This window comes from Testudinibacter sp. P17/SS/0325, from assembly GCF_053570765.1.
On sequence record NZ_CM131635.1, the window covers coordinates 2231012 to 2250140 of the forward strand.

12 protein-coding genes are annotated in these 19129 nt (G+C 45.3%); all 12 read right to left on the reverse strand.

All coding sequences use genetic code 11. The features are described from left to right. Positions 1-216 (reverse strand): hypothetical protein, encoded by a 216-nt coding sequence (locus tag ACWA50_RS10655; RefSeq protein ID WP_431052367.1) that lies wholly within the window; start codon positions 214-216, stop codon positions 1-3. A 99-nt stretch (positions 217-315) separates the two neighbouring features. Further along, positions 316-681, reverse strand: a complete 366-nt coding sequence (locus ACWA50_RS10660) for an Imm8 family immunity protein (protein ID WP_431052369.1) — start codon at positions 679-681, stop codon at positions 316-318. 2 nt (positions 682-683) lie between these two features. Continuing rightward, the gene (locus ACWA50_RS10665) at positions 684-1658 is read right to left on the reverse strand and encodes a hypothetical protein (RefSeq protein WP_431052371.1); all 975 of its coding nucleotides are present in this window, start codon (positions 1656-1658) and stop codon (positions 684-686) included. Between the two features lie 63 nt (positions 1659-1721). Continuing rightward, positions 1722-2240 carry a hypothetical protein gene (locus ACWA50_RS10670; protein WP_431052373.1) on the reverse strand — a complete coding sequence of 173 codons (519 nt, stop codon included), beginning with the start codon at positions 2238-2240 and terminating at the stop codon, positions 1722-1724. Between the two features lie 190 nt (positions 2241-2430). Beyond that, entirely contained in the window at positions 2431-2994 is a 564-nt protein-coding gene (locus ACWA50_RS10675; protein WP_431052375.1) for an ankyrin repeat domain-containing protein, read from the reverse strand. A 2-nt stretch (positions 2995-2996) separates the two neighbouring features. Then, positions 2997-3245 carry a GH-E family nuclease gene (locus tag ACWA50_RS10680; protein WP_431052377.1) on the reverse strand — a complete coding sequence of 83 codons (249 nt, stop codon included), beginning with the start codon at positions 3243-3245 and terminating at the stop codon, positions 2997-2999. Positions 3246-3292: 47 nt separating this feature from the next. Beyond that, complete coding sequence (locus ACWA50_RS10685; RefSeq protein WP_431052379.1) at positions 3293-3583, reverse strand: barstar family protein; 291 nt, start codon at positions 3581-3583, stop codon at positions 3293-3295. After that, entirely contained in the window at positions 3574-5994 is a 2421-nt protein-coding gene (locus ACWA50_RS10690; RefSeq protein WP_431052381.1) for an ESPR-type extended signal peptide-containing protein, read from the reverse strand. The genes ACWA50_RS10685 and ACWA50_RS10690 overlap by 10 nt, the downstream gene beginning before the upstream one ends. Continuing rightward, on the reverse strand, positions 5995-6426 hold the full coding sequence (locus tag ACWA50_RS10695; protein ID WP_431052382.1) for a DUF6911 family protein: 432 nt from the start codon (positions 6424-6426) through the stop codon (positions 5995-5997). After that, positions 6419-15163 carry a two-partner secretion domain-containing protein gene (locus ACWA50_RS10700; protein ID WP_431052384.1) on the reverse strand — a complete coding sequence of 2915 codons (8745 nt, stop codon included), beginning with the start codon at positions 15161-15163 and terminating at the stop codon, positions 6419-6421. The genes ACWA50_RS10695 and ACWA50_RS10700 overlap by 8 nt, the downstream gene beginning before the upstream one ends. A gap of 79 nt (positions 15164-15242) precedes the next feature. Then, positions 15243-17078, reverse strand: coding sequence for a ShlB/FhaC/HecB family hemolysin secretion/activation protein (locus ACWA50_RS10705; protein WP_449343102.1), 1836 nt, complete (start codon positions 17076-17078; stop codon positions 15243-15245). 167 nt (positions 17079-17245) lie between these two features. Beyond that, the gene (uvrC, locus tag ACWA50_RS10710; RefSeq protein ID WP_431052388.1) at positions 17246-19072 is read right to left on the reverse strand and encodes an excinuclease ABC subunit UvrC; all 1827 of its coding nucleotides are present in this window, start codon (positions 19070-19072) and stop codon (positions 17246-17248) included. Positions 19073-19129: the final 57 nt, after the last annotated feature.

The window sequence follows — 19129 nt, forward strand, 5'->3', positions numbered from 1 at the left end:
CTAATTCCCTATAATATTTAAATGCGCATTTCCATTTTTTTCTTTTTGATTTGTAACAGGATTTATTTTATATGTTTCAAAGTTAGCTTGAACTCCAGTTTCAACATAGTCAGATTCTTTTACACTAGGAAATCTGTATCCTCTTAATTTATCTGCGCTATTCCAACCTATTATAATATTTTTTACTTTTACATTGGTAAAATCATCTCCAATCATTCTTCTTCCTGAGAACATTAATATCAGTTTGATTGTAATATATTCTAAATAAATTACCCGACACACCATCAAACAGCGTCTATTTTTGATCACATAAAATCAATCCTTGCATTGATAATTTTCATATTCCCAAGAGAAATATTTTCTTAACTTGATCAACACGTCAGACCAAGACTCACCATAAATAGAATCAATAAAATTTTTTATGGATTTTTCTATGTCATCAAAATCATCAAAATCATCAAATATAAAGCTCCCTCCTCCAAACACCATTTTTTTCTCTTTAACCCAGCCAGTATTGAATACATCAACATCAAAGAAATCAGCTCCATCCTTCCCCTTTTCACCTATAGATAAACATAGTGGAATAAAATAAGATGAATCTAATAGCGCATTTTGAGCTTCATCCTTGTTATGGATGTAACCATTAAAATCAATTCTTTTTAATTCTGCAAAGACATACATATTTAATCCTTAATATTAATATGTAAATTACTTTCTGTAATAAACTTACCGTCTTTCATATGCCCCCGTTGGAAATTAGCTTGAATTCCTGTTTCTGCATATGCCGAATATTTTTTAACGCTAGGAGAGCGATATAATCTTGTTCCATCTGCACTAATCCAGCCATTACTAGTTTCTTTTGCCATATCACCAACCCACTCTTTTGCAAGTTTTTTAACCTCTTCCCTAGTTATGTGTCCTTTTTGAGTTAAATTTCCTTTCCCTAAAGCTGCATGTTCTAAAATAGAATTATTTTTTACAATATTATTTAAATTTTCTATCTGCAATTGTTCTTTTAATTTTGGATAAAGGACAACATTTTCTGCACCGCTTGAAATTTTAGTGGTCTGATTTTCATACCCTACTGTTTTATCAACAACAGGCAACTTCTCATTTGCACTAACACCTTTCGCTAAAGGTGATAGCATATTATCGACTGATTTAACCGCAACCGCCCCGGCTTTTGCCGCCGGCAGCACTTCCGCAACCACCGTTCCACCTCTGACTAACGGTACAAGTGCGGTTTCGGCAGTCATCTCTTTGCCATACAGGGCATTAACATCCGCCTGATTGTAATGCGTTCTCAGTAAATCGCCTGATGCACTATCAAATGTTGCCCATTTTTCTGTTGCGCAAGCCGTCGGATGTTTTAAGCATTCCGATAAACTGTGAGCCAAATTGCCGGTGACGCCTCGGAGGGTTTTTGTCGGTGAGGTTAAAACTGCCCTTGCCGCCTCGCTAAGCGCATTACCGCCGTCTTTCACTCCCTCAAAAACAAGATTATTCTTCACTTTCGGCACAAGGGTATTCGTCAGCAACTGATTGTTTTCTCGATTATACCTTGCGGCTAAATCCGAATATTTCCCAATAGAATAATACTCGTCACGTGAAGCACTAAACAGGTTTTGTTGCTTGCCGTCGCTGTTGATAAAGCTCACCGCACCTGTAGAAGATCAAGCGTGATCTTCTACAAATCATCTCTTCAACAAATAATGAAATAATTACCATTTTTCTACTATTTCTAATACTTCAGGATCTTTCGAATATTTTTTAACATATTCCTTCATACTTATTGTTTGTATCCAGTATGGTTCAGCCTCTGCAGGTAAATTATCATAGAATTTATCAGGTAATAATTTTTCAAATATGTGATAAGGCGTTGTAACTATACTGACTTGAATTCTACCTATAGATTTATCCGAGCAAGAACTTTCTTGCAGAAAAAATTCCTCACATACTTCATAAAACGCCTTAAAATATCGACAATATAAATCCCTTATTAGCTCATGTTTTTTTAAAAAATCGTTCTCCAACTTTTTCATTAAGCTATATGCAGCATTAATTTCGTCAAATTTTAAATACCTTTTATATAGTCTATCCGATATTAATTTGTGTCTAACATCACAGTTTATCAATAAAAACTTAATTAAATCATGAAAGAAGTAATTCATTTCAACTCTAGGAGTATTAGAAATAGCTACGAGAGTCAAAGGACCTCTAAATCCTGCCTCTATCATCATTCACCTCTCAAAATACTAATATTTTCAATTTTAATTATATAATTAGTATCAATCATCAGCATTTTATCCACGTGACTACGATTAACCATTCTATTTTTCAACCTAAACATTCTCAGCCTGATATTCATATAATCACTGGTAATTTTATCAAGAGAAATTTGACTTTTAAGCTAGCAAAGATAATTAAAAACTAAGCATATTCCTCTAATTTAGCAAAATAATCTTTATAATCAGGATTATTACCTTTAAATTCTTTTAGTGACTCCAATAAATAATTCTCACCATTAAAATAATGTACATTCCCTCCATTTTTCAACATCAATTCTAATAGATCCAATCTATTAGGGTAACGAATACTCATTCGAAGCGGAATAAGATTATCTTTATTGGGAATATTTGGGTTTGCCCCTGCCTTTAATAACGCAATCGCTCCATCTACATTCTTTGAACGCATTGCATAATGTAATGGGGTCATGCCATACATATCTTGGGCATTTACATCTACGCCATGATCAATATAAAATTGAACCACACTGAGCGGTGCCGCAGATAAAAGATTGCAACGGTGTAACCAATTCCATTTTTCTTTTGGTGTTTTTTCCAAGATATCCAACTTTTTTTCTTCAAAAAATAACTTTTTTAATAATGATAAATCTTCTTCTCTGTTTGCTGCTGTAGCTTGTAAGTCAAAGTCTTTTTCATATAATTCTTGATATCTTTCTTCAAAGGTCTGATTTTTATTTTGTTTAGCCATAATTATTCTCCTGTTGCTCTAAACTTTTTCATATCATCAATAATATCATTTAGATTCCCATTACCCGGCATTTCATCTACATGACTACGGTTAATTGACATATTTTCCAACCTAAAATTATCTGGTCTGGCATTCACATAATCATTAAATTCTTGTCGGGAAAAATTTAATTCATGAGCCGCCAAAGATAAACGTCGATGTTCCCAACCGTAAATATGACCAATATCTATCGGACCTTTGTTATAACCCATCAATTTTTTGATTGATAAATTATCAGTCTTACATTAGAGAAATTAAATCAACAAAGTATTAAATTAATTATTCTATAGTCACCCAATTCTTTCCTCAATATATTTTCATTTCTATCAAGAAATATATTAACAATCTTATCATAATCACTCTTTAACTTATTTTTAGAGTAGCTATGATTTAACCATTTGATCGTATAGCCATCCAATAGACCTATATAGTCTTTTAATGCACTTAAATTTCTACCAAAATAGACCCCAAAATCTGGATTCTGACTACATAATTCATTATAAAAATCAGCTTCACAAGAAATATTATTCCCATTTAATATTATTTCCACTTACCAATCTCCTTAAAAGTTTTATAATGGTCTGTCGTTATATATAAGTAACCATCATTAGAATATAACAACCTTGTACCCGGTTGTTTATTTCTACTTATATTATTATCTATCCCTAGATCCGCTTCATACCATATTCTTTCTGATGTAGATGGTAATAAATTAAGATTATTATCAAAAATATCACCACCTAACTGCCCCTGCTTGAATGGTTTTCCAGATTGCCAACTATATACTTTTTCAGCAATATCTTTAGTTACATAATTATCAGGTAATTTCCCTGTATTCTTTAAGCTATCTATTAAATGATTAGCCGCCTGCTGAGTTTTTAAATCTAATTTTAGTGCTTCATAGATTGCTGCATTATGTGCTTGCGGGTTAAATTCAACTACCGGATACTCAGTTGTTTTTCCAACAACAGGCAATTTATCATTCGCACTAACACCTTTCGCTAAAGGTGATAGCATATTATCGACTGATTTAACCGCAACCGCCCCGGCTTTTGCCGCCGGCAGCACTTCCGCAACCACCGTTCCGCCTCTGACTAACGGTACAAGTGCGGTTTCGGCAGTCATCTCTTTGCCGTATAGGGTATTAACATCCGCCTGATTGTAATGCGTTTTCAGTAAATCCCCTGACGCACGATCAAATGTTGCCCATTTTTCTGTTGCGCAAGCCGTCGGATGTTTTAAGCATTCCGATAAACTGTGTGCCAAATTGCCGGTGACGCCTCGGAGGGTCTCTGTCGGTGAGTTTAGGGCTGCCCTTGCCGCCTCACTAAGTGCATTACCGCCGTCTTTCACTCCCTCAAAAACAAGATTATTCTTCACTTTCGGCACAAGGGTATTCGTCAGCAACTGATTGTTTTCTCGATTATACCTTGCGGCTAAATCCGAATACTTCCCAGTGGAGTAATACTCGTCGCGTGAAGCACTAAACAGGTTTTGTTGCTTGCCGTCGCTGTTGATAAAGCTCACCGCACTTGATGACGGCACGTCGCCTTTTATACCCGAAACCGATGACAGGAAACTGTCCGCCGCCGTATCTTGGCTGTCTATCATCTTCGACCAAGCATAATCCACCCGTTGTGCCGCCCGCTCAACCAAGCGTTGCTCCGCTTCTGCCACGCTAATGCCTTGCTCTTTGGCAAAGGCTGCCGCATTATCCCGTATCCAATCCATTTCTCTCGGGTGCAACTGCCGGTTATGCCAATCGGTATTGCCGCCTGCGCTCACCGCTGCCGTCCCGCCGCCGGTTGCCGCCCCTATCGCCATACCGGCACCGATATCTAATACCGCTTTGCCCACATCGCCCAGCTCTTGACCCAGCACATTCAAGTGCGGTGCGGCTGCCGAGGTTGTGCCGCTTGCCACCGCGCCGCTGACATTGCCGGTTAAAACACCGCCCGCTATCGCATGAAGTGCGGTTCGTCCCGTGCCGCCCTCTTTCCATAAGGCGTAGTTCGCTTGGTTTTGTTCAAGATAAGCGTCTGCTTGTGCAATTTTGTTTTTCAGCACGGCACGTTTGTTCGGGTCAGTTTCGTGCTTGAGCGCTTGCTCTGCTTGCGCTTTAATCCCTTCCGTCACTTCATAGGCTTTGACATCACCCAGTTTTTCGGCGGTATATGCCACGCCCTGTGCCGCGGTTTTTCCAAAACTTTCTGTCGTTGTCCGTTGAATATCCAGCTCTTTTTGCAAGGCGTCTTTATCAAATTGGTTGCTCACCCTGCCTGAGCGCGCTACCGCACTTTCCGTGGTGATATCCGTTTGCAGAGCGCGCAATGCCGTTTCTGCGCTTTTGCCTGTGCGGGTTTGCTGTGCAACACTGTCGGTTATCTCAATATTGCGGGTGTTGATACCACTGCGGGTGACACCGCCGGCACTGCTGCTGTCTGAACCGAAACCGATTCCCATGCTGACGTCGATTTTGCCCTGACCGCCATTCGGGTCGCCCTCTTGTTGGGCATAATTTTGACCCTGCGGAGCTAACTTCACGCCGCCGACTTCTTTAGCGCTCTCGCCGCCGCCGACACTGAAACCGCCACTCACTCCGAGCGTACTGCCTTTGTAATTGGCATGGTTTTCAATATCCCGAGAACCTATCGTGCCTGTGCGGAAACGGTTTTTTCCCTCCGATTCCGCCTGTGCCGTTGAGGTGATTAAGCCGCCGCTCAATTCAGTATGCCCCTTCACCGCCACTTGGTAGCCGTCATCCCCGGCAAAAATGCCGGATTGTTCTTGCACACCGGCAATTATTAAATCACCGCCGATAGACACACCATCACTAAAGCGCACAGACTTACCTACCGCACTTCTGCGCTCAGAAGACGTTTTCGATTTTGCCAATTCCGAAACAACGATAAATTGTTGCTGGGATTGGCTGAAAATTATGCGGTAGGTGTTTTTGTTCATTTATATATCCATTAAGTCATAAGGGACATCACCTGTTTCTAGAAATATAGAGAACACTTTTATTACAAAGTCAAAATCATCAATAATTGCAGAAGATGGATACATTTCACCATCGCCATCAAACATAACTAAATTAGGATTATAAGGAGTATCCAATTTTGTTCTAACAACTAAATCTCCATCATCTAAATATTCTGCTAATGTAAGTAAATATTGATTTGGAGGATAAGCGATAACTCGTATGCTGGACACACCAAAATCTGGCTCTGGAAATATCTCTAACCTAGCTTCACCTTCATTGTTTTCTATATAACTTATAATATCAATAATATCCTTAATAGGATTCATAAATGTTATTTTTTTTTCATGGCATGCTATAAACCAAATAGAATTAATTTTATAAGAGCAAGAAAAATAAATATCTTTATTCATTATTTTCACCCTTAATATGTTTAATAGAACTTTGTCCTTGAGTCCAATGATAATTTCTAATTATTCCTTTTTCATCAACAGCTCTAACAACTACTGATTTTAAACCTGCTTTCTGAGCTGCTAATGCAATATCTTTTTTACAAAAATCACAAACATCACGCCCTTGAACATTAATAGTCATATTTTGACCTTGTGTTCTGCCTTCATTATAGGCTTGTTGAATTGTTCCTATTTCAGCATGAGCCTCTGCCATGTTTGAATTTGGATATGGAGTACCGTCACGTTGAGGCGGTTTATTTCCAATATCGTCAGATATCAGCGTTGGCACTTTATGATCCGCTAAATTATTTGCCCTAGCTTTTTGATTGGTATCAATATAAATCTTGCCATTTAACTCAGCTCTAGCAATTACCTCTGCTTTATCTAAATTTGACCCACTGGCTTTAAGAGATTCATTAGATAATTGAATTTTTAATGGGACAGCCGTTGCATTGTTTTCTGCCCCGATCGAAATAGTAGTGGTCTGATTTTCATACCCTTCTGTTTTTCCAACAACAGGCAGTTTATCATTCGCACTAACACCTTTCGCTAAAGGTGATAGCATATTATCGATTGATTTAACCGCAACCGCCCCGGCTTTTGCCGCCGGCAGCACTTCCGCAACCACCGTTCCGCCTCTGACTAACGGTACAAGTGCGGTTTCGGCAGTCATCTCTTTGCCATATAGGGCATTAACATCCGCTTGATTGTAATGCGTTCTCAGTAAATCGCCTGACGCACTATCAAATGTTGCCCATTTTTCTGTTGCGCAAGCTGTCGGATGTTTTAAGCATTCCGATAAACTGTGTGCCAAATTGCCGGTGACGCCTCGGAGGGTCTCTGTCGGTGAGTTTAGGGCTGCCCTTGCCGCCTCACTAAGTGCATTACCGCCGTCTTTCACTCCCTCAAAAACAAGATTATTCTTCACTTTCGGCACAAGGGTATTCGTCAGCAACTGATTGTTTTCTCGATTATACCTTGCGGCTAAATCCGAATACTTCCCAGTGGAGTAATACTCGTCGCGTGAAGCACTAAACAGGTTTTGTTGCTTGCCGTCGCTGTTGATAAAGCTCACCGCACTTGATGACGGCACGTCGCCTTTTATACCCGAAACCGATGACAGGAAACTGTCCGCCGCCGTATCTTGGCTGTCTATCATCTTCGACCAAGCATAATCCACCCGTTGTGCCGCCCGCTCAACCAAGCGTTGCTCCGCTTCTGCCACGCTAATGCCTTGCTCTTTGGCAAAGGCTGCCGCATTATCCCGTATCCAATCCATTTCTCTCGGGTGCAACTGCCGGTTATGCCAATCGGTATTGCCGCCTGCGCTCACCGCTGCCGTCCCGCCGCCGGTTGCCGCCCCTATCGCCATACCGGCACCGATATCTAATACCGCTTTGCCCACATCGCCCAGCTCTTGACCCAGCACATTCAAGTGCGGTGCGGCTGCCGAGGTTGTGCCGCTTGCCACCGCGCCGCTGACATTGCCGGTTAAAACACCGCCCGCTATCGCATGAAGTGCGGTTCGTCCCGTGCCGCCCTCTTTCCATAAGGCGTAGTTCGCTTGGTTTTGTTCAAGATAAGCGTCTGCTTGTGCAATTTTGTTTTTCAGCACGGCACGTTTGTTCGGGTCAGTTTCGTGCTTGAGCGCTTGCTCTGCTTGCGCTTTAATCCCTTCCGTCACTTCATAGGCTTTGACATCACCCAGTTTTTCGGCGGTATATGCCACGCCCTGTGCCGCGGTTTTTCCAAAACTTTCTGTCGTTGTCCGTTGAATATCCAGCTCTTTTTGCAAGGCGTCTTTATCAAATTGGTTGCTCACCCTGCCTGAGCGCGCTACCGCACTTTCCGTGGTGATATCCGTTTGCAGAGCGCGCAATGCCGTTTCTGCGCTTTTGCCTGTGCGGGTTTGCTGTGCAACACTGTCGGTTATCTCAATATTGCGGGTGTTGATACCACTGCGGGTGACACCGCCGGCACTGCTGCTGTCTGAACCGAAACCGATTCCCATGCTGACGTCGGTTTTGCCCTTACCGCCATTCGGGTCGCCCTCTTGTTGGGCATAATTTTGACCCTGCGGAGCTAACTTCACGCCGCCGACTTCTTTAGCGCTCTCGCCGCCGCCGACACTGAAACCGCCACTCACTCCGAGCGTACTGCCTTTGTAATTGGCATGGTTTTCAATATCCCGAGAACCTATCGTGCCTGTGCGGAAACGGTTTTTTCCCTCCGATTCCGCCTGTGCCGTTGAGGTGATTAAGCCGCCGCTCAATTCAGTATGCCCCTTCACCGCCACTTGGTAGCCGTCATCTCCGGCAAAAATGCCGGATTGTTCTTGCACACTGGCATAATCCGCATTTATCTTCGATTGGTTATAACTCGCCGAGCCTGATACGCCGTAGCCTACCGTGATTTGACCGCTGACATTTTGTTGCTTGCCTTTATATTGCAAGCTGTCTTGTAAGCTGGCAATCGTTAAATCGCCGCCGATGTCAGTGTGTACCCCTTTGCCACGCACCACCCCGCCGACAATATGCGTGTCACCGCCGCTGATGATTGTGGTGTTGCTCTCTTGCAAACCAACATGGCTATTGACCCAAGTGCGCTCATCACCATTGCCGTAGCCTCTGCCTACATTACCTCCGGCAGTTACGCCAAAAGCAAAACCATCACTGCCATAGCTGACGGCAACGCCCGCATTCCAACCCTGTGAGCTGTTTTTGCTTCGTTCTTGATGATTCTGCTCGGCTGCCGCAATATCAATTTTACCTGCCGTTTGCAGCACCGTCCCCTCAAGTCCGGCGACATCCGAGCCTTTGATATGAATATGCGAGGTGTCTTTCTCTCCCGTCGTAATCAGCAACGCTTTGCCGCCGGCATGCAACTTACTGCTGTTTGCGGTATTGCCTTGCGTATGGGTTTGATTAATATTTTTCTGCTCGCCATAGGTGATGGAGACACTGACATTTTGTGCTGGCATGTCACCATTCGCCAGCCCTTCCCCTAACGCTTTCAAATCTTTACCGGCTTTATAACTGTCCCAAGCCGCATTAGCCGCGCCCATTGCATTAATACGATCATTTTTGCTGCCGCCGATGTTTTTCACCGTTTCTACCGCACTTTGTACGGCTTGTAACGCCGGCACATTCACTGCCACCGTCAAACCTTTTTGTTCAAAAGTATATTTTTGATCGGTTTCATATCGATCATCCGCCGCGGTAATATTAATCCGTTTGGCTTGAACCTGAGTATCACCGGCAACCGAGGTCACGGCACTGCCACGTTGCAAATAGTCCTTTTCGGCAACCACCAACATATCGCCATTCAACGTGCCGACCTGGCTAGCGCGAGAATAATATTTGCGGTTATCCGTTTCCAAGGTGGTTTGGCGCGAACCAATCGTAAAACCAAACCCTCCGCTGCTCATTACTCCTTTTTTCGTGGTTTGGCTGAAATTCTCCTCTCTCATTCGATTTTCCGCTTCGACAATCGATACATTTTTGCCCTGAATCAACATCGTATCTTCAGCAACGACATCACTGCCGATAATCTTGACATCGCCTTGTTTGGACTGAATCAATATCTTTTTCGCATCAATTTGCGAGCCAACCGCCAAATCATAATCGTGATCGTGTTTTCTGATTTCCGTGGTTTTACTCAACAACCCCTTACTGCTGGTTTTAGACGCAGAGGAGAGTTGTTCTGTTTGCCGGGCTTCCTCAATCCGGATATTACCCTGCGAAGCAACAAGCAATTTCCCGTCGCCGTGAATCTGATTACCACGAATAACAACCTCGTTTTTGCCGGTCAATATCGCGTCACCATTAAAATTCAATTGATTACCGACTTCTGCCGTTTGATGCAGTCGATAGTAGTTGTCATCATTAAAATTATAGTGTTCTTTATTTTCGGTAGTCAGCGTGCCTAAATTCAATTGATTGCCGGCATTAATCGTCGTTTTACCGGCAATATCAAAAGTTGCGCCTTTAATGGTAATATCCTCTTGGCTGCGGAAAATCAGTTCGCCGTCATGGTCGTTCAACCGCACTTTGGCGAGTTGATTTAAGCCTTTTTTATAAAACTCACCGCTGTCTTCGGTTTCAGACAATGTGCTTTCAATCTGGATATTTTTTGCCTGTGCCGACAGTGTTTTATCCGCCAGCCAACTGCCGCCGAGGTTTGTCAGATCCTGCCGGGCTTCCAGCAATAACTGCCCGCCTTGTAATGTACCGCCCAGATTGCGGATATTCTCCGCCGACAGTGCGGTCAACTGCCGCCCGGCAATCACACCGCTGTTTTCAATATCGCCGGTGGTATTGGCTATAATCCGGTTGGCGGAAATCACCGCGCCGCGTGCAGTCACATCGCTATCCCGCGCCACAATATACACCTGCGGCACCAATACGGTGCTTGTGCTGCCGTCGGCTAACCGCACTTCGCGTTTGACCAACCAAACCATATCCGTTGTCAGCTCTTTCATTTGCGCTTCGCTCAGCGCTATGCCGGGAATTAAGCCAAACTGTTCGGCATATTTGATTCCGCTATCCATCAAGGCTTTGTATTGCTCATAATCCGATTGGTAATTGCCTAAAAAACGCCGTCCGGTCAATTGATTAATCTGTTCATTAATCAAACGTTGCTCATAAAAACCGTCCCCCAAACGTTTATGCATATTGGCATGATCGCTACGCAAAGCATCAAACATATAATCAGAACTGAGCCATTGGCGACGGTTGGCAAATTGCGGATCGGTTTCCACCAAAACATGACTGTTTGTCGCCGGATTAATTTTGTACAAACTCGCCTGCGGTAGGGTGAGAATCGGGGAATAGGTTCGGATTGTAAAGGTGTCGAACACAGTCTGTACGGTTACTTCACTCAATGATTTGGTATTGAGGGTAAGAGTTGCCGCTTGATTTGCCGTCTGCGTTTGAATCGTTTTATTTATCTGTCCCGACACTGTCTGCCATTTTTCCTGTGCCGATTGCGCATAGTCAAATACACCAAGCTTAATTGATTTATCCGGTATCTGTGGTGCATAACGTCTCGTCGCGGTATTCGTCGTATCGGCATGATCGATACAACCTACAAGCGGAATATTTTTTACACACTTGCGTCCTTTGGTTTTATGATGCACTTTACCTAACTCGGTTGTTCGTTCGATACCCGGGGTTTCTATATTGTCAATAAACTTTCCCGCTTCGGATAAAAAATGACCGGCAGCAATAATTTTACTGTTTTGATTAGTGACATTGCCTGCGCCAAAATCAATATTACCACCGCTTAAAATGCGTCCTTCCGCATAACGTGGCGGTAAGACCTGCGTGCGTTCGATAACTCGCGTATAGTCATATTCCATCCAGTTCTCATGTTCACCACCATCAGGGGTTTTTAATGCATACAAATCACGGACTTTTGCATTACCAAAAAGACCGCCTCCACCTTGATTATCCTTTCGAATCACTTCAACGGAATCAACGCCTTTTCGCCAGCGTTGAGAAGCCGCATCTAAGCTGTATTCGTAAATCGACGTTCGAGAAACTTCTTTAATTTCCGTTTCTAGATACTGATGCAGATTTTTTACATTAGCATGATTAAAAACAATATTGCCCAACGCTTCAATCACGCCGTTTGCATTCGTAATAGTTGCCCCTGCACCCGTAGCATTATTTCTGTCATTTAACCGTGTACCAAAATAAAGATGTCCTAAACTAAAAATTATTGCGCCATCTTTATTGATGATCTTATCACCGGCCAAATCCAACTGCTCTCGCGCCGCTATCGTCGCCGATTTCGTCTCATCGTTTACAGTTTCATGATCATTTCGCAGTGTCGTTGCTTGGAGCGAGAGGTGCCCGCCATAAATCCGTCCTGTACCGATATTATCCAACTGTGTTGTTTTAAGCACGTTGACATCACCATCAATCAAACCGCGATTGATAATATGCTCGGCGGAAATATATGTATTCATTGCGCTAAGTTCCCGACCAAATGGATTATCAAGCTGCTTCGCCTTGATATGCAACCCCCTACCAGTAATCAGCTTTGTACGATTATTAAAATTACCATCAAGCGAGAGATTCAGAATACCATCAACTTGAAACGCCTGATTTAAGGTTAAATCCTGTCGATGCACAATATCCGCATCCGCTTGAGTTTTGATATTACCTTCATTTATGAAACGATCTAAATGGAGTGTTAAATGACCTCGACTTTCAATCTGTCCTTGCTGGTTATACAAGGCAAGCAAATCTCCTTGTAAAGCCAACTCATCCAGTGAGAAAATTTCTCCATCGCGATTATCCAATGTTTGTCGAATATTCCCCTCTAAGCTTGCCGTACTATAAATACCGCCCCTCTTATTATTGACCGTCTCGGTAAAGAAGTCTAAATCATATGCTAATATCCCTTGCTTTGGTTTTTCTGTAGTCGCTTTGGTATCACGATTATCCAAATGTTTGGTTGTCAACTTTAACTGATTACCAGCCTGGATCAGAGAGCCGTTATCCGAGATTTTCCGATTATTAATAACCTCCGTAGCAACAATAGCAAGTTGCTGCAATGACCGAATAACTCCGCCTTGATTATCAAGCGCGCCGGTGAATAGTTGAAGCGTCTTATCCGCAATCAGTTTGCCCTGCTTATTGTTCAAGGCGTATTGTTGGCTATCCAGTTGAATATCAGATAAGCTACTGACTATCCCTTGTTGATTATGAAAATCAGCCGTTGTCATCACCATTCTGCCCCCACTTTGTACCAAACCACCCTGGTTATTCAATACACCGCTGTTCAGTGTGAGGTTCTGTTGACTGCTGAGCGTGCCCTGTCGGTTATTCAACCCGCCCTGTTGGGTGTTTAGGTTAAGATTCGCGTTGGCTTCGAGTAATCCCTGCTGGTTGTTCAGCCATGCCGTTTTCAGATTGATATCGCCGGCACTGCTGATTTGCCCTTGCCAGTTACTTAATCCTCCTTGCAAATCAAGGTTGAAGGCTTGTGTGCTGCGTTGCTGCCAACTGCCGCCGTCATTGTTGACAGTGTACGCCTGAATATGCAGTTGCTCGGCATTCAGATTCGCCCCTTGGGTGGAAAGTGCGGTCGGGGTGCGGAATTCAGCACTGGTTTCACTGCGGATGATACTGTTGTCCGCAGTAATCGCACCACTGCGCGCTTCGACCTGTAGGCGGTTGGCGCTGGTTTGGCTATTATTTAAATCAATCTGTTCGGCTTGTACGCTAATCTGCCCCGACGCCAGATTCTGCCCCTGCGCCACCGCACGTTGCTCGGCGGTTAAGGTCAGGTTTTTACCACTTTCGCTTGCCGCATTCAGGGTTTTGCGTTCACCGTTTTCGGTTTGTTCAAAGCGCACGCCGGCGGCAAGCACGGCGGATTTTCCAGCTTCAATCTGGTTGGCTTGGTAGGTGATATCACTTTCGGCGAAGGTTTCGCCCTGCTGGGCTATCTTGCCTTTTGCCTGCAACCGCACTTTGCCCTTGCTTTGTGAATCGCCTTTGGCAATCACGCTGCCGCGTTGGTCGATACCTTGGGTTTGGCTTTGCAGCTGCACATCACCTTGTTGCGTATAAACCGTGCCGCGGTTTTCTATTTGATGTTTTGCACTCAGCTTGACGTCTTGCTGTGCGCCGACAAAGCCGCTATTGACAATCTGCCCCTGCGAATCAATCCGCACATGGCCTTGGGTCGCGCCGATATGCCCGGCATTGCGCACGCCCAAGCCCTCTTCGGTGCCGACCAAGTGGATTTTGCCGGCATACATCCCGCCCAATTCCGATACGTCCACCGCATAGCGCACGGTTTGTGCCGGCTGTTCCGTGTCGTTTTGTTTGCTTTTATGAATGACTTGCACCGATTGATTGTCCGCCGAGACCTTGTTTATGCCGGTGGTGACTTTCAGTTCTTTCGCCCAAATGCCCGCATTGATTTCGGTTTCTCGCGCAATAATATCGGTGTAATCGGAACGGCTGGTGTCCATGCCGCGCCCGGAAACGGTGACTTTGCCTTGCTCGACTTGATAGCCTTTCACCATCCCGTTTTCCAGTTCCACCTTGCCGGTGGTCAAGGCGGTGCGGCCGGCGTTAATCGTGCCGCAGCCTTCGCAATGAATGCCGGACGGGTTGGCGATAATCACCTCGGCACGCTTGCCGGCGACTTCGACATAACCTTTCAGTTGGCTCGGGTTGTTGGAATTGACTTCATTCAGAATCACCTTGGCTTCGCTGCGTGCCAGATAGGGATTGCCCTGCACCCACCCGCCTTGTTCGGTTTGCACTTCGGTGCGGCTGTTGTTCAGAATCGCGCCTTGGGTATCGACATCGAACTGTTGGTATTTATTATGCGACAAGCCTTTGTCATTCGGGGTTTGGATATTCACCTGCGGCAAACCGTTCGCCGTTTGCAATATAATCGCCTGCTGGTTTTTCGGTGCGCTTTGGTCGGCGCGAATTTGCAGTTCATTGGCGGAGACATTGCTCACCAACAAAAAGCCCAACACGGTAAATAAACTGAGATTGACCGCACTTAGCCGCCAGCCTTGGGTTAAAAAAGTAAAACGGCCCACCTCCTCCGCAACCATCTGTCCGCCCTCGCCTTTGGCTTTGCCCTCGCGGGTGGCCATTTCAGACACCACAACCACACGTTGTTGGCTTTTGCTGAAAATCAGGCGGTAAAGATGCTTGTTCATAGGATGTTCCTTTTACGTTTACTGTTTTCTTCTTTTACTACTTTTACTACTTTCTTCTTTTTTACTCTGGCGACTTGGATTAAAACTGATAACTCAGACTAAATCCGGTGGTTACATGGCCGGTACGGAAACCTTGCGGCTTATGAATAGGCGTACCGATAAAATACGCATAATCCAAGCCCCACAGATTACCGCGCAAACCGACCGCCCCGCCAACCAGATGACGACCCAGAAGCTTGGCCGTACTGCGCCCGCGCACCACACCTTTGTCGATGGCAAGGTACAGCTCATGTCCGCTTGTCATCACATTCCACGCCAATTCATTGCGCCATAACCAGCCGCGGTCACCGCTTAAGGTCAATTCGCCGTCAAAACCGCGCACCGTGTAACGCCCGCCGATACTCAAGCGCTCTTGCGGAACAAGCGGGGTTTTGTTCCATTGCCCGCGCCAACCGGTACTCAATTGCCACGGCTGTTCGCCCAGTTTGAACGGTTGCTTGAAGCTGATTTCGGCACTGATGATTTTCGGGCGCGACGTGCCTTCGCCATGCGCCTCTTCCGGCGCCGCCAGCGAACGGTTGGCGCCGGTGCCGCGTTTATAGTCGAAGGAGAAATCTAAGGTGGCACTGCCGAGATATTCACGGTGATTCAGCCCGATTTGCCAACCTGCCATGCGCCGACGTTGCACATCGATTTCCGACCGATCCACAAAGTTCGCGGTGCGGCGATGCCAGACACCAACTGTCGCCGTCGTTTTGCGGCTGCCGTCACGATATAACGTCCGGGAAAGGTTGGCATTCAAATGGGTGCTTTTGCCGGCATATTCATAATCGGTGAACGGGCCAAACACCGTTTGGTGGTAATCATATTGTGACCCGGACACGCTCAACAGCCAATTTTTCCACGGCACGCCGTAATACAGGCTGGTATTGTTGCTGCCGCGCGCACCGTCATCATCGCTGCCGCGTTTGAAACTGTGTGTAAAAGAAGCGTAAAACAGATCGTTCAACGACAACATGTTTTCAATCGACACCGTTGCCGTGCCCTGCAACCGCCCGGTCGCTTTGCTGCCGCTATCGTCCAACGATAAAGACAAGCGATAAGGAAAGCGCTGTTGAAAATCAATCTGCAAATCACTTTCGCCCGGCTGCGCGCCATCGCCTTGCGCCGGGATGATTTGGATATCGGCATCGGCGTGCGGCGGGCGTTTCAGGTTTTCCAAGCCCTGTTCGATAGCGCGGATATTCAATAACGCCCCGCTTTTCGTCGGCAACGCAAACCACACCGTTGCCAACGTCGCCTTAGGATAATCGCTGTTATCCCGTAATTGAATTTGCCTTACTTTGCCGGGAATCACGGTGAGAATCAGCTTCCCGCTGCGTAAATCCTGCGGCTGCACCAACACCCGCGTGGTGACAAAACCCTTTTCGATAATCGCGTTTTGAATCCGATTAATCAGAATGCCGATGCCTTCACCGCCGATACAATGCGGCAGGGAAAAATCCCGTGCTTGATACACCGCATCCAACGCCCAATCGAATTGGCTTCTCGGCGGTCGTACACCTTTTAAAGCGTATGCAGTCATGTCAGTTTGGGTAAGTTCGAGGTTAGTCAGGTAAAGTTCGGAAATGGTCAGGCATTGGGCTTCGGGAATTAACAGGGGGCGTTCTTGAGTGGTTTCGATATCGCTTTGAAACCGCACTTCCGGATGATTGATTTGTTGCCGTTGAATTGAAAGGGTTTGTTCCTGCTGGCGTTGTTGTTGTCGGGCGTCCAAATCCATTTGATTTCGAGTTTGCTCGGTGTTTTGCGCAGGCGGCTCTACGGCTGATATTGATGAAGAAAAAACGGTAATAAGAAGAAAAATAACACTGATTTTAGGTAAAAAAGATTGAATATTGCGATATAAAAGCATGATCTTATCCGGATAATTTATTCAAAAAGCGTTTTAATTTAAATAAAATACACAAAAATGTAAAGGGAAAACACTTCATTTAAGTAACCCGACTGAATTTATTAACACCTAATAAACAAAGCAAATAAAAAAATCATGCCGTGATAACCTATTTTTAACCGGACAATCTACTCCCGCAAACTGGCAAACACCACTTCCGCCATTTTGCGCGAAATACCCGGCACGGTTGCCAGTTCTTCGATACTGGCGGTTTTTACGCCTTGCATACCGCCGAAGTATTTCAACAATGCTTGGCGGCGTTTGCTGCCGATACCTGCGATCGATTCCAAACCACTTTGGGCGAAGGCTTTTTGCCGTTTTTTACGATGTCCGCCAATGGCATGGCGGTGGGATTCGTCGCGGATATGTTGGATTAAATGCAATGCCAAGCTGTCGGTCGGCAGATGTAATTCGCGATCTTGTCTGCTGATAATCAGTGTTTCCAAGCCGGCTTTGCGCTCCACGCCTTTGGCGACACCAATCAACAGTGGTCGGGTTTTATCCCATTCCACGTTCAGATTGGCGAATACCTCCAATGCACGATTCAACTGCCCTTTGCCGCCGTCGATAAAGATAATATCGGGAATTTTTTCCGGCTCTAACGGTTTGTTATAGCGTTTGAGTAACGCTTTTTCCATTGCGGCGTAGTCGTCGCCCGGCGTTATGCCGCTGATATTAAAACGACGGTAATCCGCTTTATAAGGTCCGTCTTGATTGAACACCACGCACGACGCCACGGTCTGTTCGCCCATGGTGTGACTGATATCGAAACACTCCATGCGTTTGATTTCACGCAGCCCTAACCGCTCGCATAATGCTTGGTAACGTTCTTTGATCCGTCCGCGCTGTTTGAGCTGATCGGTCAGTGCAATGTCGGCGTTCATTTGCGCCAAGTGTAAAAATTTCGATTGTTTGCCTCTGGCGTTATCCTGAATCGTGATCTGAAACCCGGCTTGCCGGCTAAGCAAGGTTTCAAGTGCGCTTTTTTGCTCCAATTGGCGATTGGTGATAATTTTTTTCGGAATACTGCGCCCTTGTGCACCTTGCAAATAAAACTGTCCGAAAAACGTTTCGCTGACCTCATCAAGTGCGGTATGGCTCGGAATTTTCGGGAAATAACTGCGGCTGCCCAGCACCTTGCCTTGGCGGATAAACAGCACATGGATACAGGCAATCCCATGCTGATAGGCAATTGCGATAATGTCCAGATCGTCGGTATTTTGGTTGGAGACAAATTGTTTTTCCGTCACCGTACGCACCGCTTGGATTTGGTCGCGATATAGTGCGGCTTTTTCAAAATCCAGTTGTACGCTCGCCCGTTCCATTTGCGCCACCAGATGTTGCGTCACCTGTTGATCTTTGCCTTGCAGGAACAGACGCACATAATCGACTTGTTGGTTGTAGTCTTCATCGCTGACATAGCCGCTGACGCAAGGCGCGGAACAGCGCCCGATTTGGTATTGCAGACAAGGACGCGAACGGTTGCGGTAGGTGGTGTCTTCACATTGGCGCACCGGAAACAGTTTTTGCAGTAATGATAAGGTTTCCCGCACCGCGCCGGCATTGGGATAAGGCCCGAAATACTCGCCGGCGATTTTGTGGCTGCCGCGAAAGGCGGTCAAACGCGGGTGGCGTTCTTTGGTCAGCAAAATAAACGGATAGGATTTGTCGTCGCGCAGCAGTACGTTATATTTCGGTTGGTATTTTTTGATGTAGTTATGTTCGAGCAGCAGCGCTTCGGTTTCCGAGTGAGTCACAGTCACGTCAATCTGGGCGATTTGTGCCACCAACGCTTCGGTTTTTTTACTGGTGAGATTTTTACGAAAATAACTGGAAAGGCGTTTTTTCAGATCTTTGGCTTTGCCGACATAGATGATTTCGTTGTCATCATCATACATGCGATACACACCGGGCTCGGTGGTAACTTCGGCAAGAAAGCGTTTGGCGTCAAACATAGGGTGCGTTTTATATTAAATCAAATTTTCCCTCCCTCTGCAGGCGGAGGAAGGGAA

Coding starts and splice junctions, on each gene's coding strand:
- ACWA50_RS10655 (WP_431052367.1), bottom strand. CDS start 216: ATGATTGGAGATGATTTTACCAATGTAAAAGTAAAAAATATTATAATA.
- ACWA50_RS10660 (WP_431052369.1), bottom strand. CDS start 681: ATGTATGTCTTTGCAGAATTAAAAAGAATTGATTTTAATGGTTACATC.
- ACWA50_RS10670 (WP_431052373.1), bottom strand. CDS start 2,240: ATGATGATAGAGGCAGGATTTAGAGGTCCTTTGACTCTCGTAGCTATT.
- ACWA50_RS10675 (WP_431052375.1), bottom strand. CDS start 2,994: ATGGCTAAACAAAATAAAAATCAGACCTTTGAAGAAAGATATCAAGAA.
- ACWA50_RS10680 (WP_431052377.1), bottom strand. CDS start 3,245: ATGGGTTATAACAAAGGTCCGATAGATATTGGTCATATTTACGGTTGG.
- ACWA50_RS10690 (WP_431052381.1), bottom strand. CDS start 5,994: ATGAACAAAAACACCTACCGCATAATTTTCAGCCAATCCCAGCAACAA.
- ACWA50_RS10695 (WP_431052382.1), bottom strand. CDS start 6,426: ATGAATAAAGATATTTATTTTTCTTGCTCTTATAAAATTAATTCTATT.
- ACWA50_RS10700 (WP_431052384.1), bottom strand. CDS start 15,163: ATGAACAAGCATCTTTACCGCCTGATTTTCAGCAAAAGCCAACAACGT.
- ACWA50_RS10705 (WP_449343102.1), bottom strand. CDS start 17,078: ATGCTTTTATATCGCAATATTCAATCTTTTTTACCTAAAATCAGTGTT.
- uvrC (WP_431052388.1), bottom strand. CDS start 19,072: ATGTTTGACGCCAAACGCTTTCTTGCCGAAGTTACCACCGAGCCCGGT.